Consider the following 25,913-nt stretch of genomic DNA (forward strand, 5'->3'; position numbering starts at 1 on the left):
TTCTCACCCAGTTTGAGCGGCCGCAACTGGCGCGCCGCGCCACGCTAGATCGAACGTCTTGACCAGGGCGTACGCGGCCGCATCCTGCGCAGCCGGCAGCGGCAGCCGCGGCGGACGCGGACCGCCGACCGAAAAACCCATATGGCCGAGCAATGCCTTGCTGCCGGCGACATAGGCCTGGCCGCCGACGAATTCGATCACCGGCAGATATCTGAGATACAGCTCGCGCGCCTCCTTGATCGCCCCCTCATCGGCGACGAGGGTGAAGATGCGAACCATCTCCGACGGCACGACGTTGGAGGCGACAGCGACCCAGCCCTGCGCTCCTTCGACAAAGGATTCGAATCCGAGAATGCCGCCGAACACGGTCATCCTGTCGCCGCAGAGCCGGATGATGTCGCGCACCCGCGTCACCTCCAGCGTCGACTCCTTGATGTAGAGACAGTTGTCGATGTCGGCGATGCGCGCCACCAGCGGCGGCTTGAGATCGACGTTGGCGGTCGCCGGGTTGTTGTAGACCATGATCGGCAGCGAGATCGCGTCCGCCACCGTCTTGTAGTGATGGACGAGTTCGTCGTCGGTCGGTGTCGAGTAGAACGGCGGAATGATCATGACGCCGTCCGCGCCCAGTTTTTCGGCGCGGCGGCTGAGGCGAACCACCTCGCGCGTGTCCTCCGCGCCGGTGCCGATCAGCACGGGCACGCGCCCGGCAGCCTCAGTGATGACGACCTCGGCCACCAGCGCTTTCTCGTCATCGTCCAGCGAGAGGAACTCGCCGGTTGAGCCGAGCGGGATCAGCCCGTGAATGCCTTCCGCGATCTGCCAGTCCACGAACGCGCGCAGCGCCGCGACATCGACCTCGCCGGACGGCGTGAACGGGGTGATCATGACGGTGTAGGTGCCGCGAAACGACTTCATCAGGGAACTGCCGGGCGATCGGGTGAACTCAGGGACTGGCGGCCAACTGCGGAATATCCGCAGTGTTTATGCAAACGATTGCGTAACTGGCTCTGCATTGGGCAACACCATCCATTTTTTGAGCTTGATCCGCGCGAAATTAGCTCATAGCTTTTTGCAATCGTTTGCAGTCTATCGGCAGGTTGGATGAGCGTCACGCTCAAAGATGTGGCACACGCGGCCCGCGTTTCGATCAGCACCGCTTCTCGTGCGCTGACCGGAACGGGCCTGACCAGCGAGCGCACGCAGCAGCGCCTGACGCGCATCGCGCGTGAGCTCGGCTATCGGCCGAACCCGATCGCGCGCGGACTGAAGACCGGACAATCGCGGCTTGTCGCGCTTCTCGTGCACAACCTCACCAACGCCTCGTTTCAGGTGATGGCCGAAGTGGTGCAGGCGCGGCTGAAGGCGCTGGGGTACCAGATGCTTCTGTGCATCGGCGGCGACGACCCCAAGCAGGAGAGCGACACCCTCACCACACTGGTCGATCATCGTATCGACGGGTTGATCGTGGTGCCCACCGGCAAGAACGGCCCGCAGCTCAAGGCGCTGGCGAAGGACGTCCCGATCGTCTGCCTGGTGCGTCGCGATGACGCAACCGATCTTGAGACCGTGCTCGCCGACGATCCGCAAGGCGCATATCTCGGCACGCGCCACTTGATCGAGCTCGGGCACAGGCGCATCGGGCTGATCGTCGGCCGCCAGGACACCACGTCCGGCCGCGAGCGCCTGTCCGGTTATGTCCGCGCGTTGCGCGAGGCAGACATCGCCAAGGACGACACATTGATTCATGCCGGCCATTTCGAACCCGAGACCGGCGCAACCGGCGCGCGCAAGCTGCTCGACCTCTCCCGCCCGCCCAGCGCGATCTTCGTCGCCAACCACGAAGCAACGCTCGGCGTGCTGCGCGTCACCTCTGAGAGGAACATCGCTATTCCCGACGATCTCTCGCTGCTCTGCTACGAGGACATGCCCTGGTTCGAATGGCATCGTCCGGCCATCAGCATCGTGGACAATGGCGCACGCGATCTCGCCAATCTCGCCGTCGACCGGCTGCTGCAGCGCATGGATGCCAAGGGGAATGGCAATGACGGCGTTCGCGAATATCGCGTCGGCGCCCGGCTGATCAAGCGCGACTCATGCCGCCAGATCGACCCTGCGAGCAAGCCCAAGCCGTCCATCCCCAAATCCAAATCGTCTGCGGCCAAATCGTCCGCCGTGAAGCCCGCGAAGGTCTGATCGATGCCCTATGTCGAAGTGCTCGCCCCGCCAGTTCCGTCCCAGCGCAGGGCCGCGCTGGCGAGGTCCGTGACCGACGGCCTGATGTCGGCGTTCGGCGTGACGGCTGACACGGTCACGCTCTATTTCCTTCCCATTGCGCCCGGCGACTACGCGCATGCCGGCACATTCGGCGCGCAGGACACCGGCCAGCGCATCCTGCTCAAGGTGCACGCGTTCCGGCGCAGCGAGGCCGAGCGCCGCGCCGCCGCCATAGCCCTGACCCGCGGCGTGTGCAGCGCCTATGGCGTACCCGGCGACGACGTCGCGGTCTATTTCCTCGACCGCGAGCGAAGCGAGGTCTCCCACGATTCCAAGCTCGCCAGCGATTGACGGGAGCTCGCCATGGACCGCTTTTACACCCAAGACCAGAAAGCCCTGCGTGAGACGGCCCGCCGTTTCGCGGAAGCGGAGATTCTGCCACGCGCCGCTGTTATCGACCGCGAGGACCGGTTCGACCGCGCGCTCTACAAGGGCATGGCCGATCTCGGCCTGTTCGGCATCTGCCTGCGCGAAGGCGCTGGCGGCGCGGGGCTCGATGCAGTGGCCGCCTGCATCGCAATGGAGGAACTGGCGCGCTGCTCCGGCGCGGTTGCCAATGCCTTCGCGATTCCGGTCGAAGCCGTGCTGTTCTTCGACCATCATGGCACCGATGCGCACAAGGCACTGATCCCAAAACTCCTGAGCGGCGACATCATCCCGGCCACCGCCGTCTCCGAGCCCGACCACGGCTCCGATGTCGCGGGCATCCGCACCAACGCGGTGCGCGAGGGCAACGGCTGGCGGCTCAACGGCACCAAGGCCTGGGTGACGCTCGGCGGCGTCGCCGACCGCATCATGGTGTTCGCACGCACCGGCGCGGATGCAGGCCACCGCTCTATCTCCTGCCTCCTCGTCGATGGCAGCCTGCCCGGCATCGCCCGCGGCAAGAACGAAGAGCTGCTCGGCATGCACGGCCTCGACGACTGCCAGATCACCTTCTCGGACGTGCAGCTGCCGGCCGACAGCGTGATGGGACCGGAGAACCAGGCCTTCAAGATGGCCATGAGCAATTTCAACTTCAGCCGGCTGATGATGGCCTCGATGGCGCTCGGCATGGCGCAGGCAGCCTTCGAGGACGCCACCGCCTATGCAAAGGACCGCAAGCAGTTCGGCCAGGCCATCATCGGGTTCCAGGCGGTGCAGTTCATGCTGGCGGACATGTCCACCGACATCGCGGCTGCGCGCCTGTTGATCCACCACGCCGCACGCCTGCACGATGCCGGTGAGCCGATCGCCAAGGAGGCGGCGCAGGCAAAACTGTTCACGACCGACATGGCGATGAAACACGTCTCCAACGCGCTCCAGATCCATGGCGGCAACGGCTATTCGCGCGAGTATCGCATCGAGCGGCTGTTCCGCGACGTGCGCCTCGCCCAGATCTACGAAGGCACCAACCAGATCCAGCGGCTCATCATCGCCCGCCAGGTCGAGAAGGAGGCCGCATGATGCGGAGCGCGCGCGCATGCTGAGCATCATCACCGCGGCAGAGGCCGCAGGCCTGATCCGCGACACTGATACGCTGATCGTCGGTGGCAATGGCGGCACCGGCGCTGCCGAGGCCATCCTCGTCGCGCTGGAGCAGCTCTTCATCAGTGGCCTGGGCCCGCACAATCTGACGCTGATCAACATCACCGGCGTCGGCGCGGTGACCGAGAAGGGCCTCTGCCACCTCGCCCATGAAGGCCTGATCGCGCGCGTGATCGGCGGCAATTTCGGGCTTCAAGTGCCGTTCATGCGCCTCGTCCGCGACGAGCTGATCGACGCCTACAACTTCCCGCAAGGGGTGATGAGCCAGCTCTGCCGCGCCATGGCGGCGAAACATCCCGGCGTGCTAACCCATGTCGGCCTCAACACCTACATGGACCCGCGCCAGGACGGCGGCCGCATGAACAAGCGCACCACCGCGCCGCTGGTCGATTTGCTCGAGCTGCACGGCCAGTCGTGGCTGCTCTACCGCGTCCCCGCCCCGCCCGATGTCGCCATCATCCGCGGCACCTCCGCCGATGAAGACGGTTACATCAGCATGGAGCACGAAGGCACCACGCGCGAAGATCTGTCGATCGCGCAAGCCGTGCACAATGCCGGCGGCACCGTGATCTGCCAGGTGAAGCGGATCGTCAAGCGTGGCTCGATCCATCCGCAGATGGTAAAGATCCCGGGCTTCCTGATCGATCACGTCGTGCTCGAACCCGACCAGATGCAGACCTACGGCACCGTCTACGACCCGGCGCGGTGCGGCGAAACGCGTGTGCCCGAGGCGATGATCACGCCAGACCCGTTGACCGAGCGACGGGTAATCGCCCGTCGCGCCGCCTTCGAGCTGCGCCCGCGCGACATCGTCAATCTCGGCGTCGGCATCTCCGCGATGATCCCGAATGTCGCGGCCGAGGAAGGCATCTCCGACCTGATCACGCTGACGGTGGAATCCGGCGTGGTCGGCGGCGTGCCCGGCCATGCCCGTGAGTTCGGCACCGCGATCAATCCGCGCGTCATTCTCGACCAGGCCTATCAGTTCGACTTCTATGACGGCGGCGGGCTATCCTGCGCCTTCCTCTCCTTCGCGGAGGTGGACGAAGCCGGCAACGTCAACGTCACCCGCTTCGGCGACCGCCGCGACGGCTCCGGCGGCTTCATCGACATTACACAGAATGCCAAGCGGCTGATCTTCAGCGGCACCATGACCGGCGGCAAGTTCGACATCGGCGTCGAGAACGGCCGCCTCGCGATCCGGCGCGACGGTGCGTTCCGCAAGTTCGTGCCGCAAGTTGGCCAGATCAGCTTCAGCGCCTCGCTCGCCGCGCAACGCGGCCAGCATGTCAGCTACATCACCGAGCGCGCCGTGTTCGAGCTGGAGAACGGCAGCGTGACGCTGACCGAAATCGCGCCGGGTGTTCGGCTCGAGGAGGACATTCTCGCCCATATGGGCTTCAGGCCTAGCATCAGCCCGCAACTGAAGGACATGGATGCGCGCATCTTCCGGTCCGGCCCGATGGGGATCGCGCAGAGCTTCAAGGCGTTGCCGGCGCGGCCGCGCAAGGTCGCCTGAGGGATACGCATGGACACGAGCGCTCCCATCAATCTCCGTTACGAGGACATCGCGCTCGGCGCGGAGTTCGAGACCGCCGTGCACACGGTGACGGAGGCCGATATCGCAACCTTTGCCGACGTCACGCGGGACCATCATCCGCTTCATCTCGATGGTGCCTACGCGCGTTCCCGCGGCTTTCCCGCCGTGATCGGCCACGGCCTGTTCGGCCTGTCGCTGATGGAAGGGCTAAAATCGGAGCTGAAGTTGTACGAGGAGACCTCAGTCGCCTCGCTCGGCTGGGACGAGGTGCGGTTCAAGGGACCCATCGTCGCCGGCGACGCCTTGCGCGTGCGCTTTCGTTTCGTCGAGAAGCGGCCGACCAAGAATCCCGGGCGCGGCATCGTCATCGAGACCCTCGACCTTCTCAACCAACGCGACGAGGTGGTGACGGCTGCCCGTCACATCTCGCTGATCCTGACCCGGCAAGCCGACGCGACGGCGGCCACGTGACAACGACGAAGACGTCGGACCGGAGAACGGCTCCTCTGCCACCCACGATTTGATTGGAGTATTCAGATGCGACTTCCCAAGACCTTCTCCGCCCTCGCTTTGCTGGTCGGCCTTACGCAAGCGGCCGACGCCCAGACCTGTACGCCGAAAGTGCCGGCATCGAGCCTGATCGAGGCGCAGAAATGGCAAATGTCGATCAACCCGACGCTGCCGCCACAGCAATTCGTCGACGACAAGGGCGAGTTGCAGGGGCTCAATGTCGAGCTCGCCCGCGAGATCGCCAAACGCATCTGTGTCGAGCCGGTGTTCCTGCGCATGGACTTCCCGCCGATGATCCCGGCACTGCGCTCCGGCCGCTTCGACACCATCAACACCGGCCTGTTCTGGACCGAGGAGCGTTCGAAGATGCTCTACCTCGTGCCTTACGCGCAGCAGGCGATCAGCATCTACACCGATCCAACCTCGAGCCTGAAGCTGGAGAAGTTCGAGGATCTCGCCGGCCGCGTCGTGGGCCTCGAATCGGCGACCTACACCGAGCGCAAGGCGCGCGAGTTCAACACCGAGATGGTCGCCAAGGGCCTCAAGCCGATCGAGCTCCGCACCTTCACCACCGTCACCGCGACCTCGGCGGCGCTGCGCGCCGGCCAGCTCGAGGCCGCGCTCAACATCAACGAGACCGCCAACGCGCTCGAACAGAAGGGCATCGCCAAGATCTGGGTCCGCGACATCGCCGGCACCGACATCACCTTCGCCTTCCGCGACAAGCTGCTCGCACAAGCCTTCGCCGACGCGCTGACCGCAGCCCGCGCCGACGGTACCTATGACAAGCTGTTCGACAAGTTCGGCATGACCAAGCTGAAGGCCACGACGTTCGCTATTCGCGGCGACGGGCCGACGAACTGAGGAACGGGCGCGCCTGCCACATTCACCGCCGTCATCCCCGCGCAACCGCGAAGCGGTTGTCGCTGGAGGTGCGAGCCTTGCGATGCAACAGCATCGCAAGGTGAAGCCTCGAAGGATGAGCTACGGGCGCTCGCAGCCCATCCTTCGAGGCGCGCAAGAGCGCGCACCTCAGGATGACGATTGAGCTCGTGGCATCACACCAGGCTCGACTTGCCGCGGCTCAGCACCTCGCCCGCGCCCTTGTCGCCGACGATCTTGCCTTGCTCGTACACCACCCGGCCCCGCGCGATGGTGGTGACGGGCCAGCCGGTGACGTCAAAGCCCTCCCACGGCGTATAGTCCGCGCCGTGATGCAGGTCGGCCTGTTGAATTGGCTTCTTCAGCTTCGGGTCCCACAGCACGATATCCGCATCGAAGCCGACACCGATCGAGCCCTTACGCGGATAGAGGCCGTAAATGCGGGCATGGTTGGTCGCCGTCAGCTCGACGAATTTTTGCAAGCTGATCCGTCCCTTCGACACGCCCTCGGAGAACAGGATCGGCAGCCGCGTCTCGACACCGGGGATGCCGTTCGGCACCCAGCGGAACGAGGTGCGTGCATTCGGCGTCAACTTGCCCTTGGGATCATCGTAGCGGAACGGGCAGTGATCGGACGAGAAGGTCTGGAACACGCCAGTCGTGATGCCCTCCCAGATCGCCTGCTGGCTCTCGGCATCGCGCGGCGGCGGCGAACAGACATATTTCGCGCCCGTGATGTCCATGTTCAGACCCTTCATGTCGTCGGCCGTGAGCGTGATGTATTGCGGGCAGGTCTCCGCGTGAACAGGCAATCCGCGCTGCTGGGCCCAACGCACCTGCTCCATTGCCTCGCGCCCGGAGACGTGCACGATCATGATGGGCACACCGATCACCTCGGCATGGCTGATGGCGCGATGCGTCGCCTCGCGCTCGACCGCCTGCGGCCGTGAGGTGCCGTGATAATAGGGCGCGATGTGGCCTTCGCGTTCCAGCTTCGTGGTGAGGAACCGGATGGCGTCGTAGCCCTCGCAATGGACCATCACCAGAGCTTCCTCGCGGCGCGCGACCTCGAACACCTCGAGCAGCTGCTTGTCGCTCAGCACGAGGTCGTCATAAGTCATGAACACCTTGAACGAGGTATAGCCGTCCCTGACCAGTGCCGGCAGCTCCTGCCCCAGCACGACCGCGGTGGGATCGGAAATGATCAAATGAAAGGCGGTGTCGATGTAGCATTCGCCTTCGGCGAGTTTGCGGTAGTCCTCGACGCAGGCCCGCAGCGATGTGCCTTTCTCCTGAAGCGCGAACGGGAGGACCATGGTGTTGCCGCCGGCCGCAGCCGCGCGCGTTGCGGACGCAAAATCGTCGGCCATCACCACGTCGGGGCCAGACGGTTGCGAGATGTGGACATGGCTGTCGATGCCGCCCGGCAGTGCAAGCAGCCCCGTCGCGTCGATCTCGCGCGCGGCGCCCTGGATGCTGTCGGCAATGCTCACGATGCGGCCGTCCCGAATGCCGATATCGGCGCGAAACTCGTCGCTGGCCGTCACGATGGTGCCGCCGCGAACGGCGAGATCGAACTGCGTCACATCCGTCTCCGTCACTTGATGACCGCCGATGTCTGGAAGATCCGGCCCCAACTGGAGAGAGCCCCGATGTCGCCGCCGGCAAGACTAAGGGCCCGCCACAGCGTGACCGCGACCGAGTCGAGCACCGCGATATCCAACTCCCGTTCGAGCGAGGCCGCAAGCGCGGCTCCGTCGAGATTGGTGCAGAGGATGACGACCGCGTCGGCGCCCTCTGCCGCCACCGCGCGGATCATGTCTGCGATGGTTGCAGGCGTGACCTCGCCGAAGGAAAAGTTGTCGCGCAGCCCCAGATGCCGCTCGGCATGCGGGCCAACGCCCTCCTCGGCCCAGACATCGCCGATCCGCCGCTGCACGTCATCCGTATAGGGCGAGACGAGACCGATACGTTTGGCGCCGAGCGCGCTGGCAGCATCGATGCAGGCGAGCGTGGACGTCGTCGCGGGCACACCCGTGCGTGCCGTGATCGCCTCGCACAAGCTTCGGTCGCGGCCAACGCCGAGCCAGCTTGCGGACGTGCCGTTCCAAGCGATGGCATCGACCTTGGCATCGGCCAGCAGATCCGCCGCCGGCAACATCACCGAAGCGTCGAACTGGTTCAGTGCGGCGGCGTCGAGCGCGATCTCGGTGACGCGGAAGCGAGAGAAATGCGCAGTGACATCCGTCACGCCGGCCAGCATGGCGCTGGTGACGGGCTCCAACACCGAGTTGGAGGATGGCGTGATCATGCCGAGGCGCTTGCGCATGGTCATACTCTACGACGCCTGCGCAAGGCGCGTCGACTCCTCCCGGATCAAGGCCAGGATGTGGCGCTTGGCGTCATTGAATTCGGGGCTGGTGATGTCGCGCGGGCGCGGCAGGTCGAAATTGACGGCTTCGCGAATGCGGCCCGGCCGCTTCGTCATCACCACGATCTTGTTACCAAGCACCAGCGCCTCGTCGACGCTGTGGGTCACGAACACGATGGTGCAGCGGCGCTTCTGCCAGATCGCAACCAGCTCCTCCTGCATTTCGAGCTTGGTCTGCGCGTCCAGCGCCGCAAACGGCTCGTCCATCAGGATGACGCTCGGATTCATCAAGAGTGCACGCGCGATGCCGACCCGCTGGTTCATGCCGCCGGACATCTCGGAGGGATGATGATGCTCGAAACCGCGCAAGCCCACGAGATCGATGAACTCCATGGCGCGATCGTACCGCTCGGCCTTGCCGACACCCTTGAGCTTGAGGTGGAAGGCGATGTTGTCGATCGCGGTCAGCCACGGCATCAGGGTCGGCTGCTGGAACACCACGCCGCGGTCCGAGCCGGGCCGCTCCACCTGCTTGCCGTCGACCAGCGTCCGCCCGGAGGTCGCCTGCTCGAAACCGGCGATGATGTTGAGCAGGGTGGACTTGCCGCAGCCGGACGGGCCGAGCAGGCAGACGAAATCATTGGCCTCGATGTCGAGATTGATGTTGTCCAGCGTCAACAGGTCGCGGCCGCGCCGCTTGTCGGAAAACACCTTGACGATGTTGCGAAGCTCGATGGCCGCCATCAGCCTGCCCTGCCCTGCACGGTGGTTGTCTGCTGCCAGCGCAGCGTGTGCGCCATGATCGCCTTGAGGCCGAGATCGGAGAGATAGCCGAGCAGGCCGATCGAGATCATTGCCGCGAGCACGATGTCGTAGCGAAGGAAGTAGTAAGAATCCCACAAGACGTAGCCGAGGCCGCTCTTCACCGCCACCATCTCGGCGGTGACCGTCAGCATCCAGGCCGAGCCGACCGCGATGCGCAGGCCGGCGAAGATCGAGGGCAGCGCCGCCGGCAACACAATATCGGTCAGCATCTGCCGTTGGCTTGCGCCCATCATCGCACCGGCTCGCACGAGATTATGGTCCACGGTCTTCACACCATGAATACTGTTCATCAGCACGGGAAAGAAGGCACCGAGGAAGACCAGGAAGATCGCCGGCTTGTCGGCAATGCCGAACCAGATGATCGCTAGGGGAATCCAGGACACCGGCGGGATCGGCCGCAGCATCTGCAGCGTCGGCTCCAGCGTCTTCTCGAACAGACGCGACCAGCCGATGGCGACGCCGGCGAGGATGCCGAGCAGGCTTGCAAGTACAAAACCGCCGAACACACGCAAGGCGCTGGCGAGCGCATCGCGCAGCCAATGGCCGGAATAGGTCTGCGTTGTCTCGTCGAAGCCGAACACCCAGTCGCCGAGCGCATGCAGCACCGCGCTCGGCGCCGGCAGCAACGCGGGCGGCAGCATGCCGCTGCGGGCAAAAGCCTCCCAGCCCGCGATCAGCAGTGCCGGCACGACGACGCGCTCGAGCCCCTGGAAAACCCGCGTCAGTCGAAACGCGCGCCTTGCCGGCGAAACGTCAGTAACCGAGGTCATTCTTGGCTTTTCCCGTGGCCTGCTCCAGGAACGAATAGTCCATGTTCTTCTCCGCTTCCGCGGAGACATCCTTCGAGATGTATTTGAGGTCGCGCATCATCCCGGCGATCGCGAGCGTCTGCGCACGATGGATCGCGGGATCCGGCGAAGCATTTTTCAGCGCCTCGGTCGCCACCGTCTTGTCGAGGCCGGTGAGCTTGTTGATGACGTCGATCCACAGCGTCTTGTCGGCGATCAGCTTGTTGTCGAGCTCGACCACCGCGCTGACGACGCCCTGGACGCCGGCGCGCTGGCTGGCGATCACGTCCGAACGCGTGACAATCAGGTTGGTCAGATTGCCGGCGGCTTGATCGTAAGGCAGCACAAAATGCTTGCCGGCCCCGGCAAGCCGGATCTGCGAGGCGAACGGCTCGACCGAGCAAATCATGTCGACCTCGCCGCGCTGGAGCGCCGCGAGATGATCGGACGGATTGGGAATGTTGATGAACTGGATGTCCTTGTTGGGATCGACGCCCTGCTTGAGGAACGCGCCGCGCATGTGGATGTCCTGCGCGTTGCCGCGGGACGCCGCGACCTTCAGCGGCTGTCCGTCGCTCTTCCCCTTGGCGACGATCGCCTTGAACGCGGTCCAGTCATCAGGCGGAAGGTTCAGCTTCGTAGACGAGAGACATTCCGAGCCGCCGTTGATCTGGCCGGACACGGCGACGACGTCAAAGCCTTTGTCCAGCGCGGTGATGTAGTGGAGGTAGGTGACCTGCGCGACGTCGATGCTCTTCGATATCAGCGCAGTCAGCACGTCATTGCCCGAGTTGAAGCCGGTGGCCTCGACCTCGACGCCTTTCGCCATGCCTGAAATCAACGACATCGGCAGGCAGTGCGCGCATTTGGCGTAGCCGAGCTTGATCTTCGCGGTCTGCGCGATGGCCAGATCGCCTCCGCCGAACATCGCCGCCATCACCACGAGGCCCAGTCGCAAACTCGTCCGCATCGCTTACTCCGTTTCGAAAGCGCGAGATCTCGCGCGTCGCGCAGGATCATCCGTCGCTCTTCGCCGCAGCGCAATCCGGTTTTTGCATGCTGCATACAATTTACGCGCTATGCCATTGTTTTCAGCGAGATACGTCGCTATTTTGGGCAGGCAAAAGGGCCAGAAACGGCTAAGATCAACGTGAGAAATGAGGCACGCGTGCAGCCAAAATCGGAAGCGCCGAAGGGACGAAAGTCGCCCAAACTCAAGAGGATGGGCCTGCATGAACGCGCCGCCGCGAGGATGCGGACGATGATCATTCGTGGCGAACTGCCGCCGGGTTCGCAGACCCAGGAGACCAAACTGTCGAAGGAGTTGGGCGTGTCGCGCACACCCTTGCGTGAGGCGATGAAGGTGCTCGCCGCCGAAGGGTTGATCGAGCTCCGCCCCAACCGCAGCCCGCGCATCGCGGGCCTCGCGGTCGACGGCATCTCGGAATTGTTCGAGGCGCTGGCCGGCATCGAGCGGCTGGCCGCAGAGCTTGCCGCGGAGCGTGCGACCGAGCGCGATCTCGCCCGCCTGCGCACGCTTCAGACCCGCATGGAGGGTCATCATCGCAACGGTAAGCTCGACGATTACTTCGCCATCAACGGCGATATCCATAACACCATCGTCCGCATGGCGCGTAACACGCCTCTGCGCGAGGCGCACGAGACGCTGATCTCCCGCGCCGAACGCGCGCGCTACCTCGCGCTCGGCGCCGACCGGCGCTGGAGCAATTCGGTCGACGAGCATGCGGACATTCTGGCGGCGCTCGAGGCGCGCGACAGCGAAGCGGCCGGCCGCCTGCTTGGCGCGCACGTCGCGCGTACCGGCACCGCCCTGCTCGAAGTGATCGCCACCTCTCAAGCCAAGCAGACAGCGGCGTGACAATGAAGCTGCTCCTGCTCAACCCCAACACCAGCACCGAGGTCACGCACCTGATGATGGGGGTCGGGCAGCGCGCGGCGTCGCCCGGGACCGAGCTGATCCCCTGCACCGCGACCCGCGGCGTGCCCTATATCGCGACGCGGACCGAGGCACAGATCGGCGGCGCCATCGCGCTGGAGATGCTTGCCGAGCAGCACACGAAGGTCGATGCCGCGATCATCGCCGCCTTCGGAGATCCCGGCCTGTTCGCCGCGCGCGAAACCTTCGACATTCCCGTCGTCGGCATGGCGGAGGCGGCGATGCTGACCGCCTGCATGGCCGGCCGCCGCTTCGCCATCGTCACCTTCGCGCAGGCATTGGGCCCCTGGTACGAGGAATGCGTCCGCGCCCACGGACTGTGGGAACGCTGTGCGGGCATCCGCATGCTCGATACGCCGTTTCTGGCAATCTCCAAGGTCGGTACCGAGAAGGAGGACGTGCTCGTCGATCTCGCCCAGCGCGCCATCGTAGAGGATGACGCCGACGTGCTGATCTTCGCCGGCGCGCCGCTTTCGGGCCTCGCCGAACGCGTCGCCGACCGGATCCCCGTCCCCGTCGTCGATCAAGTCGTCGCCTCCGTGAAGCAGGCCGAAGCGCTTCATGCGCTGCGCTTGCGCAAGGCAACGGCAGGCACGTTCCGCCGGCCCGCCGCCAAACCCACCATCGGTCTTGCCGAGGCGCTCGCCGCCCGGCTCGAGCATCGCGACAGCTGATCAGAGAGGCGGCCAGCGATGCGAAAAACCCAGTTCGTTTTCGATGACACGGCCGAAGGCAAACAGGCGGGATTCGCATCCCGGCGGCGCGATGATCTGGATGCCAAAGGGCAGCTCGTTTGTCCCCCGCCGCGCCGGCAAGGTCAGGACCGGGAAGCCGACCAGCGACACGATGAAGGTGACGGCGAGATAGTCGATCGGCGTCTCCAGCGCCGTGCCGTCGATCGCGGTGACGTCACTGACCTCGTTCGGCCAGGGGAAGACGGACGCGGCCGGCGCAACCAGGAAATCGGCACGCGCAAACAGCCCGCGAAAGCTGCGATAGATCGCCGTGCGGCGGCGCTCGGCGTTGAGATAATCCTCGGCGGAGAGTTTTGCGCCAGCCTCGATGTTCCAGATCACGGTGGGCGTCAGTTCGGCGCGGCGCGTCTTCAAGAGATCGTCGTAGCTATTGGCGATATGTGCGGCGCGCAGCGTGCGGAAGGCTTCGATCGCGCCGCCGCAATCGGGCGACGAGGGCACGAGATCGGCAACGCGCGCGAGTGCCTCACAGGCGTTGGCAAAGCGGGCTCGGACGTCGCACGCAACCGGTGCAACGCCGAAATCGGGCGTGACGGCGATCCGGTGACGCCCTGCGATCGCTCGATCGTCACCGACAAAGCCGACCGAGAGCGGATCGTGCGCGTCGCTTCCCCCGCATACCGACAGCGCCCGTTCGAGATCATCGACGCCGCGGGCGAGGAAGCCGTGGGTGGCCAGCATGTCCCAGCCGAGCGGACGGCGCGGCGACGGAATGCGGCCGGGCGTCGGCCGGATCGAGGCGACGTCGCAAAAACTTGCGGGCGTGCGTACGGAACCGCCGAAATCGGCGCCGTGCGCGAGCGGCACCATGCCGGCCGCGACCGCAACGGCAGAGCCACCGGACGATCCACCGGAGGTCAGCGCGGGATCGAAGGGATTGCGCGTCGGCCCGCGCAACCGGTTGCTGCAGACCGCACCGAAGCCGAATTCCGGCGTGTTGGTCTTTCCCAGAATGATCGCACCGGCGCGCCGCAGCCGCGCGACCACGAGATCGTCCTCGGCCGGGACATGATCGCGGAACAGAGCCGATCCGTACGTGGTGGTCAGCCCGCCGGTTTCGGTGAGGTCCTTGATCCCCATGGGCACGCCATGCAGCGGCCCCATCGGCGTGGGCGCGGCATCGCAGATGTCCGCCGCGCGGCGGGCGCCTTCCGCATCGACCGTGACGAACGCCGCCAATTGGGGATCGAGGTTCGCAATCCGCGCGAGGTGCGCCTCGACGGCGTCACGCGAGGACAGTTCGCCCCCGGCGATGGCGCGCGCAAGCTCCGTGGCGGTGAGATCGCAGATCGATGGCTTGGGTATCATCGGACCACCATGCCAAAACTCGCGTTGAAAAGCGACCGGCGCGGGCACGAGACTTGCTTTCTTCCTCGGGAGAATGGGAGGCAACACCATGGCTGAAGCGCAAGGCGGCCGTTCGCTCGTCGTCGACGCCGTCACCCACCGCTATCCGAGCGGCGCGCTTGCGGTCGAGAACATCAATCTCGACATCAAGGGCGGCGAGATCATCGCCCTGCTCGGCCCCTCCGGCTGCGGCAAGACCACCCTACTGCGCATCATCGCCGGCTTCATCGCTCAGAGCCAGGGGCGGATCATCATCGGCGACGACATCGTCGATGCGCTGCCGCCCAACCGCCGCGCGGTCGGCATCGTGTTTCAGAACTATGCGCTGTTTCCGCATCTCTCGATCAGCGAGAACGTCGCCTACGGGCTCGCCGCGCGCGGCATCGACAAAGCGACGCGCCAGCGCGAGGCGCAGCGCCTGCTCGAGCTTGTGCAACTGCCGTCGATGGCGGAGCGGCTGCCGCGGCAGCTCTCCGGCGGCCAGCAACAGCGCGTCGCGCTCGCCCGCGCGCTCGCGATCAAGCCTTCGATCCTGCTGCTCGACGAGCCCTTTGCCGCGCTCGACAAGAATCTGCGGCTCGACATGCAGATCGAAGTCAAGCGACTGCAACGCGTCTCCGGGATCACCACGCTGATCGTCACGCATGACCAGGAAGAAGCGCTCTCGATGGCCGACCGCGTTGCCGTGCTGAGCCACGGCAAGCTCGAACAGTTCGGATCGCCATCGGATGTCTACGACCGGCCGGAGACCTTGTTCGTGAACACTTTTGTCGGGTCCAGCAACCGCATGCCCGGCATCGTGATATCGGCGGACCGCACGGCCGCGAAGGTGCGCCTCGATGCAGGCGCGGAGATCATCGCACGGCCCGCGGGTGGCACCCTCACCGAGGGCGGCCGCGTCACAGTCTGTATACGCCCCGAACATCTGCAATTCGTCGGCGATGAGACCGGCTTTGCCGGCGTGGTCGGCATGTCGCTGCCGCTAGGCGCCACCGTCGTCCACGAGATCAAGACCGCCGACGGCTCCGGCGTCAAAGTCTCCCAGGCGCGCATTGGCGAGACGCGCGCGCTGGAGAACGGCGCCGCGGTGCGCCTCGCTCCGCTCGCGGCGTCACTCGCCAACGCCTTTCCCGCAATAATTTAAACCCATTCATTGTCCACAGGGAGTTCGACATGATCCTCAACCGCCGAAGCCTGATGACGACCGCGCTCACACTGGGCGCCATGAAGGCGTTTCCCGGACTGAGTTTTGCTCAGGCCCGCCCGCTGGTGTTTGCGACTTTCACCGGAAGCTGGGAGGAAGCGCACAAGGCTGTGCTGGTGCCGGCCTTCCGCAAGGCGAACGCCGATGCCGCAATCGTGCTAGACCCCATGCTCTCGGTCGACCAGATCGCGAAGGTGAATGCCGCCAAGGCCAATCCGCCGATCGACGTCATGCTGCACGATCCCGGCCCCGCCCTCGTCGCCATCGGCCAGGATCTCGTCGAGCCGTATCCAGTCGAGACGAGCGCCTATTACAAGGATCTGATCAGCGAAGCGCAGGAGCCGATGGGTCCCGCTCCGTTCTTCCAGGTCGTCGGCCTCACCTACAATCCGGAAGCCGTCAAGACGCCGCCCACCTCGTGGGCCGATCTCTGGAAGCCGGAATTCAAGGGCCGCGTCGGCATCACCAATCTCAACTCGACGCTCGGCACCGGATGGCTGGTCGAGATCGCCAAAATGCGCGGCGGCTCGGAAGCCAATGTCGATCCCGGCTTCAAGGCGATCGAGGAGCTGAAGCCCAATCTCGCTGCGGTCGCCGCCAATCCCGGTGCGCTCGCAACCTTGTTCCAGCAGGGCCAGATCGACATCTCGCCCGGCAATTTCAACGCCATCCAGATCCTCAAAGCCCGCGGCGTGCCGGTCGAGTTCGTTGCACCCAAGGAAGGCGCCATCGCCTTCAAGACCACGATCCACATCGTCAAGAACTCGCCGAACCGCGAGCTTGCCTTCAAGCTGATCGAGGGGGCGCTGACAGCGGAGGTGCAGACCACGCTGATGAACCCGCCCTATCTGATCGTGCCGACCAATTCCAAGGTAACGATGGGCGGCGAGATCGCACGCGTGCTCGCCAAGGACACCGCCGAGCTGAAGCAGAAATTCGTGTTCCAGGACTGGAAGAAGATCAACGAGCAGCGCTCGGCCTGGATCGAGCGCTTCAACCGTGAGATCAAGATCTAGGGCCTTCCCAGGATATTGACATGGGCGCAGCACCGGCACCACGGGACGTCACCTCTTACGGGATGGGATTGGCAGCGCCGCTGGCGCTGTTCTTCCTGGTCTTCTTCGTGGCGCCGCTGCTGCAATTGCTATGGCTCTCGCTGCACAACGACACGGCCGCGCTCCATTGGGGGCTCGGCCAATACCTGCACTTCCTCACCGATCCCTTCAGCCTGAGCGTGCTCGGCTCGACGCTGCTGCTGGGGGCCGAGGTGACGGCCGTCTGCCTCGTGCTCGGCTTTCCCATCGCCTGGCTCTATCAGCGGGTCGGACCAAAGCTTCAGACCATCATTATCCTGATCGTGCTGCTGCCGCTTCTCACCAGCGTCGTGGTCCGCACCTTCGCCTGGATCGTCATCCTGGGACGCCAAGGCATCATCAACGCGACGCTGCAATCGCTCGGTGTCATCGATACGCCCCTAAAACTTCTCTACACCCAGTTCGGCGTGGTGATCGCGCTGGCGCAGGTGCAGATGCCGCTGATGACGTTACCCCTGATCACCGCGCTTGGCCGCATCGACTCCAATCTCGACGATGCCTCCTGCTCGCTCGGCGCCGGAAGCTGGCGAACCTTCTTCAGGATCGTGCTGCCGCTGTCGCTGCCCGGCGTGATCGCCGGCTGCACGCTGACCTATGCCGCCGCCATCACGGCCTTCATCACCCAGTCGCTGATCGGCGGTGGGCAGATGCTGTTCATGCCGATGTATCTCTATCAGCAGGCCTCGACGCTGCAGAACTGGCCGTTTGCATCGGCGATCTCGATCATCTTCCTGCTCGCCGTGCTCGCGGTCGTCTCCGTCTTCACCACGCTCGGGCGCCTGTCGCGCGGCTATGGAGGCGCATGATGAGCGGGCGCAAGCGGACCTTGGAAGCCATCAGCTTCGAGTTGGTCATGACCGTGATCGCGATCATCGCGCTGATCGTGATCATCGCGCCGTCGCTGGTGGTGCTGATCGTCTCCTTCACCAGCGGCTTCTCGCTGAAATTCCCGCCTCCCGGCTATTCGCTGCGCTGGTACGCCGAGCTCTGGGATGCCTGGCAGCTGCACTTCGCCGCCAAGAACAGCCTCATCGTCGCGCTGTGGGCGACCGGTCTGTCCGTCGTGCTCGGCGTCGCGGCCGCGCTGGCGATCTCGCGCTCGCCGAAGCTGTCGGCGCGGCTGCTCGATTCCCTTTTCATGTCACCACTGGTGCTCCCGGCACTGGCTTTTGGTCTGGCCGCCTTGATGCTGTTCTCGCTGGTCGGCCTGCCGGTGTCGCCGCTGACGCTGGTGATCGGCCACACCGTGGTCTGCGTGCCCTATGTCGTGCGCAACACGGTTGCGGCGCTGGCCCAGCTCGAACCGACCCTGCTCGAGAGCTCGGCGGTGCTGGGCGCGAGTCGCCTCTACACCTTCCGCCGCATCGTACTGCCGCTGATCCGGCCAGGCATCATCGCGGGCGCCTTCATCGCCTTCATGTCGTCCTTCGACAACGTGCCGGTGTCGCTATTCCTGCGCGATGCCGCGACCGACATGCTACCGATCCGGATGTGGCAGGACCTCGAGGGCAAGCTCGACGTCACCATCGCCGCACTGTCGAGCGTGCTGATCATCGCGACCGTTGTGATGGTCGCGATCATGGAGCGCGTCACGGGACTGTCGCGGCGGCTGACGAACTGATCAGGCGCCGCGGAACAGCGAATAGCCCCAGCGCGTGAATTTCAGCGGCAGATGAAAATGCTCGTTGACATCCTTGATGCGAAAGCGGAACGGCGTCACCGTGAGAAAACCGTCGCGCTCGCCAAAGAACTCGCCGAGATGAAACAGGACTTCGTACTCTCCCGCCGTCACACCAGCGCCCTGGGCAATAGGATGATCGAGCACGCCATTTGCGCCGAGCCGCCCGTCGGCGATGCGCGAGGAGTCCGGATCGATCCGCCATATCTCGACGCGCAGCCCCTGCGCCGGACGCCCGCTCGCCACGTCGACCGCGTGAATGGAAATACCGCCTGCCACAATGTCCCTCCCGTAAGCGCGCCGCTATGTTAGACGGAAACACGCCCATTCGGCCAGCGCCCGCGCTGCTCCCCGCCCTGACGGCGATGACCTCGCTTCAGGCCATCGTCGCCCTCGCTTTGTTCGCGCCCGGCGTGGTGGCGCCGCGTGCCCATATCGAGGTCTGGCAACTCTCGATGTTCTCATGCGCTGTGTTCGCGGTCGGCATCCCCGCATCGTTCTGGGGCGGCGGCTTCATCGCCCGGCTCGGCTCGCTGCGGATCGCAAGCCTTTGCGCCACGGCCATCGTCGTCGGCATGGCGCTGGCCTCGCTTGGATCGACCGCCGCGCTGCTGGCCGCAGGGCTGTGTCTCGGTCTTGCCATGGGTCCGGAGACGCCGGCCAGCGCGGCGCTGCTGGCGCGGCTCGTGACCGCCGAACGGCGCGCCTTTGTGTTCTCGGTGCGCCAGACCGGCAACCAGATCGGCGCCGTCTGCGGCTCGCTGGCGTTGCCCGCCATCGCCATCGCGTTCGGGCCGGCCTGGTGCTATGCGGCCGTCGGTGCCTGCGCGCTGCTGGCGATCGTTTTTTTCGAGTGGCTGCGGCCGGCCTATGCCGGCAAGATCGTGCCGCCGCCGAAGCTCGATCTGCGCGCGCGGCTGGCACTGGTGACCGCGGACCGGCAGATCGCGATGCTGGCGCTGGCCTCGATGCCGTTCAGCGCCATGCAGGTCTCGCTCAACACGGTCTTCGTCACGCTCGGCACGCGCGAACTGGGGCTTAGCCACATCGAGGCCGGCCTGGCGCTCGCCTGCGCGCAAGCTGGCGGCCTCGTCGGCCGGCTCGGCTGGGGCTATGTCGCGATGCGCTTCGAAGCCTCGCGCATGGTGCTCGTCGTCATCGGCCTCGGCATGGCCTTCTGCGCCGCGCTGCTGGGCCTCGACGGCGCATCGCTCGGTCGCACCGGTCAATTTACGATCGCAGCCCTGTTCGGCCTGACGGCATCGGGCTGGAACGGTGTCTTCATCGCCGAGATCGCCCGCCTCGCCCCGCAGGACCGGATCGGCGAAACCACCGGCGCGGTGCTGACGGCGTCCTATATGGGCCTGCTGGCCGCTCCGGCGCTGGTGTCGATCGTCGATGGCGCAGCCAATCTCGGCGTGGCTTTCTTCACCTTGGCGTGCCTTGCCCTGTGCGGCACATTGGCGCTGATCTGGGGAGGCCATGACAGAGCGAGAAAATAGCGCACGCGAGATAGCGGCCGACGTCACGGCGAGACGGACGAGCGCAGTCGAGACCGCCAAGGCCGCGCTCGGCCGCATCGAGGCAGCCAAGGCGTTGAACGCGGTGGTGACGATCGATCCCGCGCGCACGCTTGCCGATGCCACGGCGGTCGATGATCGCCTGCGCGCAGGCGAGACAATGCCGCTCGCCGGTGTCCCCGTCGTCGTCAAGGACAACATCTGGGTCGGCGGCTGGCGTATCACGCAAGGCTCGCGCCTGTTCGCCGATTTCATAGCGCCACGGGATGCCGTTGCGATCGAGCGGCTGCGCAACGCCGGCGCCGTGGTCGTCGGCATCGGCGCAACATCCGAGTTCGCCTGCAAGGGCCTCACCACCTCGCCGCTGTTCGGCCCCACGCGGCATCCGCTCGATCCCGCGCTGACGCCGGGCGGCTCATCGGGCGGGCCGGCAGCGGCGGTCGCGGCCGGACTTGTGCCGCTCGCAATCGGCACCGACGCGGGCGGCTCCAGCCGCAGGCCGCCGGCCCACGTCGGTGTCGCCGGCTTCAAGCCGTCCTACGGTGCGATCCCCTATGGGCCTGGCTTTGCCGAGCCGTTTTTCGGACTGTCCGTCATTGCACCGATCGCCGCCACCGTCGCCGATGTCACGCTTGCGTTCGAAGCCATGGCCGGTGTCGATCCGCGCGACCCGGATTCCGCGGGTATCGCACAAGAGGCGGATGACCCGGCCAGCCTGCGCATCGCGTTCTCGCCGCGCCTGGGATTGGACGTCGCGGTCGACGACGTCGTCGCCGACGGACTTGCTGCTGCCGCGGAGTGCCTTTCCACCGCCGGCCTGCGCATCGTGCGGCGTGATCCCGTCTGGCCGGCGGGCGCGACGGAAGAGGCCATCATGCCGCTTCAGCACGCGGGCCTCGCCGCGCTCCATGGCGACGCCTTCCGCAGGGATCCGAGCGTGTTCGATCCCGATATCGCGAAGCAGATCGAACGCGGGCTGTCCTGGTCGGGCCCGGACGTTGCCGGCGCGCTGGTTGCGAGCACCGCGATCGCCAGCGCGTTCGCGGCCTTCTTCACCGACATCGACCTGCTGCTGGCGCCGACCGTCCCCTGCGTCCCCTGGCCGTTGACCCAGCTTGGACCTGACACGATCGGCGGCCGCCCGGCGAGCCCGCGCGCGCATGCCGTATTCACGCCCTTCGTCAATCACGCCCGGGTTCCCGCTATCTCCATTCCCTGCGGGACTGACGCAGCTGGACTTCCCTACGGTCTGCAGCTGATCGCCCGGCGCGGCCAGGATCGAACTCTGCTGCGGGCCGCGCTGTACGTCGAGACGCTTCTTCGGGACGACGCCTAAAACTGCACACCACGTGTCAGGGCGCCGTCGACGACGAGATTTGTCCCCGTGATGAAGCTTGCTGCGCGACTGGCGAGAAACACGGCGGCGTTGGCCATCTCTTGCGGCGTCCCCATCCGCCCCGTCGGATTGAGGGCTAGCGCGGTCTTGTAGAGCTCGGGATTGTTGTCCTTGATCATGTTCCAGACCCCGCCCTCGAAATAGGTATTGCCCGGCGAGACCGAGTTGGCGCGGATGCCTTTGCCGGCGAGCTGGCTGGCGAGGCCCTGGGTGTAGTGGATGATCGCCGCCTTGAAGGTACCGTAGGGACCTGCCGCGAAATCGACCTCGCGCCCGGAAACGCTGGAGATCGTGACGATCGCGCCGGCCTTGCTCTTCTCAAGATAGGGCATGGCCGCATTCACCAGCCGGACCGTGCCCATCATGTCGGTCGAAAATTCCTTCTCCCAGCTTTCGTCGTCCTGCCCGATCGCGAGCGCGCTGACATTGGCGACGACGACGTCGATGCCGCCGAGTTTGGCCGCCATATCGCCGACCCAGGCTTTTAGCGCGGCACCGTCGGAGACGTCGACCGCGCCACCAAAAGCCGCGACGCCCTTGGCCTTCAGCGCGGCGACCGTGCTCTCAACCTCGGCCTGATTGCGGGAGCAGACACCAACGTCGGCGCCTTCTGCTGCAAACGTTTCAGCGATCGCCCGGCCGATGCCCTTGGTGCTGCCGGTGATGAGAACTTTGGCGCCCTTGAGTCCGAGATCCATGGTCGGTTTCCTCTTCTTTGTTTAGCTCCGTAGATCGCATTCGCCACCAGGTCAGTAGTTGCTCGCAGCCGCCTTGACCAGGCCGCGATAGCTGTGCGGCATGCGCATCGAGACCAGGTCCTTTCGCCGCACCACGTTGGTCGGATAGACGCTGTCGAGATTGCCGGTGTCGACCAGCGCCGTGGCAAGGCCTGTGCCGTTGGCAACGATCGCTTCCCGGCGCGGAAATTCGAATGTGTCCGGCCCGAACACGCCGCTCAGACCGGGATAGCCGCGCTCGGGATCGATAACGTTGGCGAAGGCAAGGAAGACGTTGTTCTCGCCGGCGCGCACCCGGAAGTGATGCCAGTGGTGCGGATCGGCTCCCGTCGGAATAGAGCCTGGCTGGATTACCTCCGTGCCCGCGTGCGACGAGCTGAAGCGCCCCTTGATCGCCGCGGGGCAGACGATGAGATCGCAGCCGCGAAGTGCGAGCACTCGCCCCGCTTCCGGGAACGATGCGTCGTGGCCGATCAACATCCCGATGCGACCGATCGGCGTGTCGACAACGCTCCATCCGGCACCGGCGGTTGCCCAGCTTCTCTCGTCAGCCGCGAGGTGCGTCTTGCGATAAATCGATATCTTTCCGTCAGGCGCGACGAGGCATGCGCTGTTGTGGAGCACATCTCCGTCACGCTCGGCCAGTCCGCAGACAAGGTAGACACCGAACTCGCCTGCGATACTGCGCAGGCGGTCTGTCGCGGGTCCCGGTATCGACTGCGCCGATTTCGCGGGATCGGCAAGGCCCGTCACCGCCAACTCCGGGAAGACGACAAGTTCGGCGCCTTCCGCCTTGGCCGCCCGCGCCTGCGCTTCGATCTGCCGTAGATTTTGAACGACGTCGTCGACAGGGGCGAATTGCGCAACGCTGACTCGCGAGGTCTTTCCGGGCGGCCAGGGCTCGTGCTCGTAGAGACCGAAAAAATCGTGTGGGTTCCAGCTGAAGGTATCGGTAAGCAGCTCCGGATAGAGCTCCGGCCGCCGCTGCGCGAACACGGTCTCGCCGAGGACGCGGCGCGCGCGCGCGGCATCGAGATCGATCTCCGACAGCAGGACTCCGTCACCCTTGTCGAGCACGGCGCTCACCTGCCCGTCTGGCGCTATCACGCAGCTGCCGCCGCTGAACTGCACGGTGCGCTCCAGCCCCCATCGATTGCTTTCAACGACGTAGCAGCCGTTCTCGAAGGCGCGGCTGATCCAGTACGGTGCTGGCGTGCGCTCGGCCAGCCAGTTCGAGATGTGACAGATGACGTCGGCGCCCCCGAGCGCCATCAGCCGCGCGGTTTCCACGAAGTGGATGTCCATGCAGATCAGCAGTGCAACGCGCCCAATCGGCGTTTCGAACACCTGATTGTGCAGATCGCCCGCCGCCGCCCATTTCGGCTCGGAAATATATGGATGCGTCTTGCGATGGCGGCCAACCACGCCATCAGGCCCGATCAGCACCGCCGTGTTGAAGTAGATACCGTCCTCGTCGACCTCCGGCATGCCGATGACGATATGGCAATCATGCTTGCGCGCCAGCGCCGCAAAGCGATTGGTCGTCGGCCCCGGGACCTTCTCGACGAACGGCCCGACCTCGGCACGGTCGAACCAGCAATAGCCCGTGGTTCCCATTTCCGGCGTGACGATGAGCCTGGCGCCGGCCGTCGCCGCCTGCTCGCAGAGCTCGAGCAGGCGTGCAATGTTCTGCTCCTTCTCGAACATGGTCGGCTCGAACTGAACGGCGGCGACTTTGTGGATGGTGGACATGATCCGGCCGGCTTCAAACGAGAAAGGATTTCTTGATGGAGGCGCCGAGCGTGTATTTCGGATCGACCATGTTGCCGAGCCGGACACGACCTGCCTGGGTCAGGAGCATGTAGGCGTCGATCTCGTCGAAACCGTAGTCGGTCGCCATCCAGCGGCAGAGCTCGCGATAAGCAATGCGGGCCGCATCCTCCATTGGCCGCGCGGAGCCGATGGTCATGATGAAATCCCTGGTCTCGAGCCGCGGCCAGGCGATGGTCCAGTTCTTGATCAGGTCGATCTGCACCGTGGTCACGGTCGGATGCTCGATGGCGACGCCGCAGAGCTCGCCATCGCCCTGCGCTGCGTGACAATCGCCGAGATAGAGCAGCGCGCCCTTGGTGTTGACCGGCAGATAGATAACGGCGCCGACGCCGACATCCGGCAGGTCCATATTGCCGCCGTAATAGTCCGGAACCAGCGACGAGATCGCCTCGATTTCGGGGGACGTGCCGATCGTGCCGATGAACGGCTCATAAGGCAGCGTGATCTTGTCGTTCCACTTGGTTCCGGTCTTCGCGTCGATCACGAGCTTCTTCACCCGCTCCGGCAGCGCCGGGTTGAGCAGCGCGGTCTGCCCGGTCGAGACAAGGCCGCCGAAGTCCGGCATGACTACGGTGGTGCCGCACGGCTGCGGCCCGCGCGGCACGATATTTTCAATATAGACAGCGAGCACGTCGCCTTTCTCGGCGCCGTTGACGTGGATCGGTCCGTTCTGCGGATTGAGGAATGGAAAATTGAGGATCTTCGACGGGCTGTCGGTTTCGTGCTTGATCGCACCCTCGAAGGCGTCATGGGTCTCGGCGGCGACCACGGCACCGGGATCGACCGTCAGCACCGGCTTCACATAGGGGCCGTAGACATAATGATACTTGCCCTGCTCGCTCTCCGTGATGGTGTACTGCTTGCCGCGTTCGCCCTTGGCGACGCCTTTGCGTGCCATGATGGAAGTGTCTTGCCAGGCCATTGCTGTTCTCCTTGGTTGGGCGTCTTTTTTTCAAACCGCCAGATGGCGGCGCATCTCCGCCTCGTCGTCGAGCGCGCTGCGGTCGAGGCTTGCGACGATGCGTCCCTTGTCCATGACGTAGCAGCGCTGCGCCATGGCGCGGATCATGTCGAGATTCTGCTCGACCAGGATGATGGTAACGCCGGTCCTGCGATTGAGCTCGACCATGTTGCGTGCGATGTCCTGGACGATGTTGGGCTGGATGCCTTCGGACGGTTCGTCCAGCAAGATGAGATTCGGATCTGCAATCAGCACCCGTCCGATCGCGAGCTGTTGCTGCTGGCCGCCGGACAAGGTGCCGGCGCGCTGGGTCCAGCGCTCGCCGAGGATTGGAAACGCCTCGAGGATCTTGCGTCGGCCCGCTTCGGGAATGCCGCCGCCCCTGATCGCGGCACCGACGGCGACGTTCTCGCCAACGGTCAACCGGGGAAACACATCGCGCCCCTGCGGCACGTAGCCCATGCCGAGGCGTGCCCGCTTGTGCGCGGGCAACGAATCCACCGCCTCGCCGCGATAGACGATCGAGCCGCTCATCGCCGGCACCAGCCCGATCAGACTCTTCATCAGCGTTGATTTCCCGACGCCGTTGCGTCCGATGACGGCAACGATCTCGCCTTCCCGTACCTCGATCTCGAGGCCCTGGAGCACCGGCTTGCCGCCATAACCGGCGCGCAGGCCCAGCGTCGAGAGGATCACCTCCTTGCGCGGCAT

General features: G+C 65.2%; 26 protein-coding genes. 14 read left to right on the top strand and 12 right to left on the bottom strand.

The window, feature by feature from the left end; all coding sequences use genetic code 11:
- Window positions 1–3: 3 nt before the first annotated feature.
- Window positions 4–921, bottom strand: coding sequence for a 4-hydroxy-tetrahydrodipicolinate synthase (dapA, locus tag JQ591_RS24940; protein ID WP_211398739.1), 918 nt, complete (start codon window positions 919–921; stop codon window positions 4–6).
- A gap of 183 nt (window positions 922–1,104) precedes the next feature.
- On the opposite strand from dapA, the gene JQ591_RS24945 reads away from it, so the two are divergent.
- From JQ591_RS24945 to JQ591_RS24970, 6 genes are all read left to right on the top strand, one after another.
- On the top strand, window positions 1,105–2,196 hold the full coding sequence (locus tag JQ591_RS24945) for a LacI family DNA-binding transcriptional regulator (protein WP_211398606.1): 1,092 nt from the start codon (window positions 1,105–1,107) through the stop codon (window positions 2,194–2,196).
- Window positions 2,197–2,199: 3 nt separating this feature from the next.
- Window positions 2,200–2,568 carry a tautomerase family protein gene (locus JQ591_RS24950; protein WP_211398607.1) on the top strand — a complete coding sequence of 123 codons (369 nt, stop codon included), beginning with the start codon at window positions 2,200–2,202 and terminating at the stop codon, window positions 2,566–2,568.
- A gap of 12 nt (window positions 2,569–2,580) precedes the next feature.
- Window positions 2,581–3,723 (top strand): acyl-CoA dehydrogenase family protein, encoded by a 1,143-nt coding sequence (locus tag JQ591_RS24955; RefSeq protein WP_211398608.1) that lies wholly within the window; start codon window positions 2,581–2,583, stop codon window positions 3,721–3,723.
- A 16-nt stretch (window positions 3,724–3,739) separates the two neighbouring features.
- Window positions 3,740–5,323 (top strand): acyl CoA:acetate/3-ketoacid CoA transferase, encoded by a 1,584-nt coding sequence (locus tag JQ591_RS24960; RefSeq protein WP_211398609.1) that lies wholly within the window; start codon window positions 3,740–3,742, stop codon window positions 5,321–5,323.
- Between the two features lie 9 nt (window positions 5,324–5,332).
- Window positions 5,333–5,815, top strand: coding sequence for a MaoC family dehydratase (locus JQ591_RS24965; RefSeq protein ID WP_211398610.1), 483 nt, complete (start codon window positions 5,333–5,335; stop codon window positions 5,813–5,815).
- Window positions 5,816–5,881: 66 nt separating this feature from the next.
- Window positions 5,882–6,718 (top strand): ABC transporter substrate-binding protein, encoded by an 837-nt coding sequence (locus tag JQ591_RS24970; RefSeq protein WP_211398611.1) that lies wholly within the window; start codon window positions 5,882–5,884, stop codon window positions 6,716–6,718.
- A gap of 194 nt (window positions 6,719–6,912) precedes the next feature.
- Here JQ591_RS24970 and hydA read toward each other — a convergent pair whose 3' ends face one another.
- From hydA to JQ591_RS24995, 5 genes are read right to left on the bottom strand one after another with little or no spacing between them, the layout of a single operon-like run.
- Window positions 6,913–8,322 (bottom strand): dihydropyrimidinase, encoded by a 1,410-nt coding sequence (gene hydA / locus JQ591_RS24975; RefSeq protein ID WP_211398612.1) that lies wholly within the window; start codon window positions 8,320–8,322, stop codon window positions 6,913–6,915.
- Window positions 8,323–8,333: 11 nt separating this feature from the next.
- A complete protein-coding gene (locus JQ591_RS24980) occupies window positions 8,334–9,071 on the bottom strand; it encodes a maleate cis-trans isomerase family protein (protein WP_211398613.1) in 738 nt (245 codons plus the stop codon).
- Window positions 9,072–9,074: 3 nt separating this feature from the next.
- A complete protein-coding gene (locus JQ591_RS24985; RefSeq protein WP_211398614.1) occupies window positions 9,075–9,851 on the bottom strand; it encodes an ABC transporter ATP-binding protein in 777 nt (258 codons plus the stop codon).
- On the bottom strand, window positions 9,851–10,702 hold the full coding sequence (locus JQ591_RS24990; protein WP_211398615.1) for an ABC transporter permease: 852 nt from the start codon (window positions 10,700–10,702) through the stop codon (window positions 9,851–9,853). Before JQ591_RS24990 ends, JQ591_RS24985 begins: the two co-directional genes overlap by 1 nt.
- Window positions 10,686–11,690, bottom strand: coding sequence for an ABC transporter substrate-binding protein (locus JQ591_RS24995; RefSeq protein WP_211398616.1), 1,005 nt, complete (start codon window positions 11,688–11,690; stop codon window positions 10,686–10,688). The genes JQ591_RS24990 and JQ591_RS24995 overlap by 17 nt, the downstream gene beginning before the upstream one ends.
- 198 nt (window positions 11,691–11,888) lie before the next feature.
- Here JQ591_RS24995 and JQ591_RS25000 point away from each other — a divergent pair, with 198 nt between their 5' ends.
- On the top strand, window positions 11,889–12,599 hold the full coding sequence (locus JQ591_RS25000; protein ID WP_211398617.1) for a GntR family transcriptional regulator: 711 nt from the start codon (window positions 11,889–11,891) through the stop codon (window positions 12,597–12,599).
- 2 nt (window positions 12,600–12,601) lie between these two features.
- Window positions 12,602–13,351 carry an aspartate/glutamate racemase family protein gene (locus JQ591_RS25005; RefSeq protein WP_211398740.1) on the top strand — a complete coding sequence of 250 codons (750 nt, stop codon included), beginning with the start codon at window positions 12,602–12,604 and terminating at the stop codon, window positions 13,349–13,351.
- On the opposite strand, the gene JQ591_RS25010 is transcribed toward JQ591_RS25005, so the two are convergent.
- The gene (locus tag JQ591_RS25010; protein ID WP_211398618.1) at window positions 13,352–14,740 is read right to left on the bottom strand and encodes an amidase; all 1,389 of its coding nucleotides are present in this window, start codon (window positions 14,738–14,740) and stop codon (window positions 13,352–13,354) included.
- An 88-nt stretch (window positions 14,741–14,828) separates the two neighbouring features.
- Here JQ591_RS25010 and JQ591_RS25015 point away from each other — a divergent pair, with 88 nt between their 5' ends.
- From JQ591_RS25015 to JQ591_RS25030, 4 genes are read left to right on the top strand one after another with little or no spacing between them, the layout of a single operon-like run.
- Window positions 14,829–15,923 carry an ABC transporter ATP-binding protein gene (locus JQ591_RS25015; protein WP_211398619.1) on the top strand — a complete coding sequence of 365 codons (1,095 nt, stop codon included), beginning with the start codon at window positions 14,829–14,831 and terminating at the stop codon, window positions 15,921–15,923.
- Window positions 15,924–15,952: 29 nt separating this feature from the next.
- Window positions 15,953–16,999 (top strand): ABC transporter substrate-binding protein, encoded by a 1,047-nt coding sequence (locus tag JQ591_RS25020; RefSeq protein WP_211398620.1) that lies wholly within the window; start codon window positions 15,953–15,955, stop codon window positions 16,997–16,999.
- Window positions 17,000–17,019: 20 nt separating this feature from the next.
- Window positions 17,020–17,883 (top strand): ABC transporter permease, encoded by an 864-nt coding sequence (locus JQ591_RS25025; protein ID WP_211398621.1) that lies wholly within the window; start codon window positions 17,020–17,022, stop codon window positions 17,881–17,883.
- Window positions 17,883–18,698, top strand: coding sequence for an ABC transporter permease (locus JQ591_RS25030; protein WP_211398741.1), 816 nt, complete (start codon window positions 17,883–17,885; stop codon window positions 18,696–18,698). The genes JQ591_RS25025 and JQ591_RS25030 overlap by 1 nt, the downstream gene beginning before the upstream one ends.
- On the opposite strand, the gene JQ591_RS25035 is transcribed toward JQ591_RS25030, so the two are convergent.
- Window positions 18,699–19,034, bottom strand: coding sequence for a hydroxyisourate hydrolase (locus JQ591_RS25035; protein ID WP_211398622.1), 336 nt, complete (start codon window positions 19,032–19,034; stop codon window positions 18,699–18,701).
- A gap of 26 nt (window positions 19,035–19,060) precedes the next feature.
- On the opposite strand from JQ591_RS25035, the gene JQ591_RS25040 reads away from it, so the two are divergent.
- Window positions 19,061–20,257: an MFS transporter gene (locus tag JQ591_RS25040; protein WP_211398624.1), complete on the top strand. Its 1,197-nt coding sequence runs from the start codon at window positions 19,061–19,063 to the stop codon at window positions 20,255–20,257.
- Complete coding sequence (locus JQ591_RS25045; RefSeq protein ID WP_211398626.1) at window positions 20,238–21,611, top strand: amidase; 1,374 nt, start codon at window positions 20,238–20,240, stop codon at window positions 21,609–21,611. The genes JQ591_RS25040 and JQ591_RS25045 overlap by 20 nt, the downstream gene beginning before the upstream one ends.
- Here JQ591_RS25045 and JQ591_RS25050 read toward each other — a convergent pair.
- From JQ591_RS25050 to JQ591_RS25065, 4 genes are read right to left on the bottom strand one after another with little or no spacing between them, the layout of a single operon-like run.
- The gene (locus JQ591_RS25050) at window positions 21,608–22,369 is read right to left on the bottom strand and encodes an SDR family NAD(P)-dependent oxidoreductase (protein WP_211398628.1); all 762 of its coding nucleotides are present in this window, start codon (window positions 22,367–22,369) and stop codon (window positions 21,608–21,610) included. The two genes, JQ591_RS25045 and JQ591_RS25050, sit on opposite strands and share 4 nt — an antisense overlap.
- Window positions 22,370–22,420: 51 nt before the next feature.
- Entirely contained in the window at window positions 22,421–24,160 is a 1,740-nt protein-coding gene (locus JQ591_RS25055; RefSeq protein WP_211398629.1) for a nitrilase-related carbon-nitrogen hydrolase, read from the bottom strand.
- A gap of 13 nt (window positions 24,161–24,173) precedes the next feature.
- Window positions 24,174–25,163 (bottom strand): acetamidase/formamidase family protein, encoded by a 990-nt coding sequence (locus JQ591_RS25060; protein WP_211398630.1) that lies wholly within the window; start codon window positions 25,161–25,163, stop codon window positions 24,174–24,176.
- A 30-nt stretch (window positions 25,164–25,193) separates the two neighbouring features.
- Window positions 25,194–25,913: an ABC transporter ATP-binding protein gene (locus JQ591_RS25065; protein ID WP_211398742.1), complete on the bottom strand. Its 720-nt coding sequence runs from the start codon at window positions 25,911–25,913 to the stop codon at window positions 25,194–25,196.

Origin of the sequence: Bradyrhizobium canariense (assembly GCF_018130465.1) — a bacterium.
GTDB lineage: Bacteria > Pseudomonadota > Alphaproteobacteria > Rhizobiales > Xanthobacteraceae > Bradyrhizobium > Bradyrhizobium canariense_C.

Excerpts from the sequence above, each read along its gene's own strand:
- JQ591_RS24945 (WP_211398606.1), top strand. The coding sequence starts at position 1,105 with ATGAGCGTCACGCTCAAAGATGTGGCACACGCGGCCCGCGTTTCGATC.
- JQ591_RS24950 (WP_211398607.1), top strand. The coding sequence starts at position 2,200 with ATGCCCTATGTCGAAGTGCTCGCCCCGCCAGTTCCGTCCCAGCGCAGG.
- JQ591_RS24955 (WP_211398608.1), top strand. The coding sequence starts at position 2,581 with ATGGACCGCTTTTACACCCAAGACCAGAAAGCCCTGCGTGAGACGGCC.
- JQ591_RS24960 (WP_211398609.1), top strand. The coding sequence starts at position 3,740 with ATGCTGAGCATCATCACCGCGGCAGAGGCCGCAGGCCTGATCCGCGAC.
- JQ591_RS24965 (WP_211398610.1), top strand. The coding sequence starts at position 5,333 with ATGGACACGAGCGCTCCCATCAATCTCCGTTACGAGGACATCGCGCTC.
- JQ591_RS24970 (WP_211398611.1), top strand. The coding sequence starts at position 5,882 with ATGCGACTTCCCAAGACCTTCTCCGCCCTCGCTTTGCTGGTCGGCCTT.
- JQ591_RS24980 (WP_211398613.1), bottom strand. The coding sequence starts at position 9,071 with ATGACCATGCGCAAGCGCCTCGGCATGATCACGCCATCCTCCAACTCG.
- JQ591_RS24985 (WP_211398614.1), bottom strand. The coding sequence starts at position 9,851 with ATGGCGGCCATCGAGCTTCGCAACATCGTCAAGGTGTTTTCCGACAAG.
- JQ591_RS24990 (WP_211398615.1), bottom strand. The coding sequence starts at position 10,702 with ATGACCTCGGTTACTGACGTTTCGCCGGCAAGGCGCGCGTTTCGACTG.
- JQ591_RS24995 (WP_211398616.1), bottom strand. The coding sequence starts at position 11,690 with ATGCGGACGAGTTTGCGACTGGGCCTCGTGGTGATGGCGGCGATGTTC.
- JQ591_RS25005 (WP_211398740.1), top strand. The coding sequence starts at position 12,602 with ATGAAGCTGCTCCTGCTCAACCCCAACACCAGCACCGAGGTCACGCAC.
- JQ591_RS25010 (WP_211398618.1), bottom strand. The coding sequence starts at position 14,740 with ATGATACCCAAGCCATCGATCTGCGATCTCACCGCCACGGAGCTTGCG.
- JQ591_RS25015 (WP_211398619.1), top strand. The coding sequence starts at position 14,829 with ATGGCTGAAGCGCAAGGCGGCCGTTCGCTCGTCGTCGACGCCGTCACC.
- JQ591_RS25020 (WP_211398620.1), top strand. The coding sequence starts at position 15,953 with ATGATCCTCAACCGCCGAAGCCTGATGACGACCGCGCTCACACTGGGC.
- JQ591_RS25025 (WP_211398621.1), top strand. The coding sequence starts at position 17,020 with ATGGGCGCAGCACCGGCACCACGGGACGTCACCTCTTACGGGATGGGA.
- JQ591_RS25030 (WP_211398741.1), top strand. The coding sequence starts at position 17,883 with ATGAGCGGGCGCAAGCGGACCTTGGAAGCCATCAGCTTCGAGTTGGTC.
- JQ591_RS25040 (WP_211398624.1), top strand. The coding sequence starts at position 19,061 with ATGTTAGACGGAAACACGCCCATTCGGCCAGCGCCCGCGCTGCTCCCC.
- JQ591_RS25045 (WP_211398626.1), top strand. The coding sequence starts at position 20,238 with ATGACAGAGCGAGAAAATAGCGCACGCGAGATAGCGGCCGACGTCACG.
- JQ591_RS25050 (WP_211398628.1), bottom strand. The coding sequence starts at position 22,369 with ATGGATCTCGGACTCAAGGGCGCCAAAGTTCTCATCACCGGCAGCACC.
- JQ591_RS25055 (WP_211398629.1), bottom strand. The coding sequence starts at position 24,160 with ATGTCCACCATCCACAAAGTCGCCGCCGTTCAGTTCGAGCCGACCATG.
- JQ591_RS25060 (WP_211398630.1), bottom strand. The coding sequence starts at position 25,163 with ATGGCCTGGCAAGACACTTCCATCATGGCACGCAAAGGCGTCGCCAAG.
- JQ591_RS25065 (WP_211398742.1), bottom strand. The coding sequence starts at position 25,913 with ATGCCGCGCAAGGAGGTGATCCTCTCGACGCTGGGCCTGCGCGCCGGT.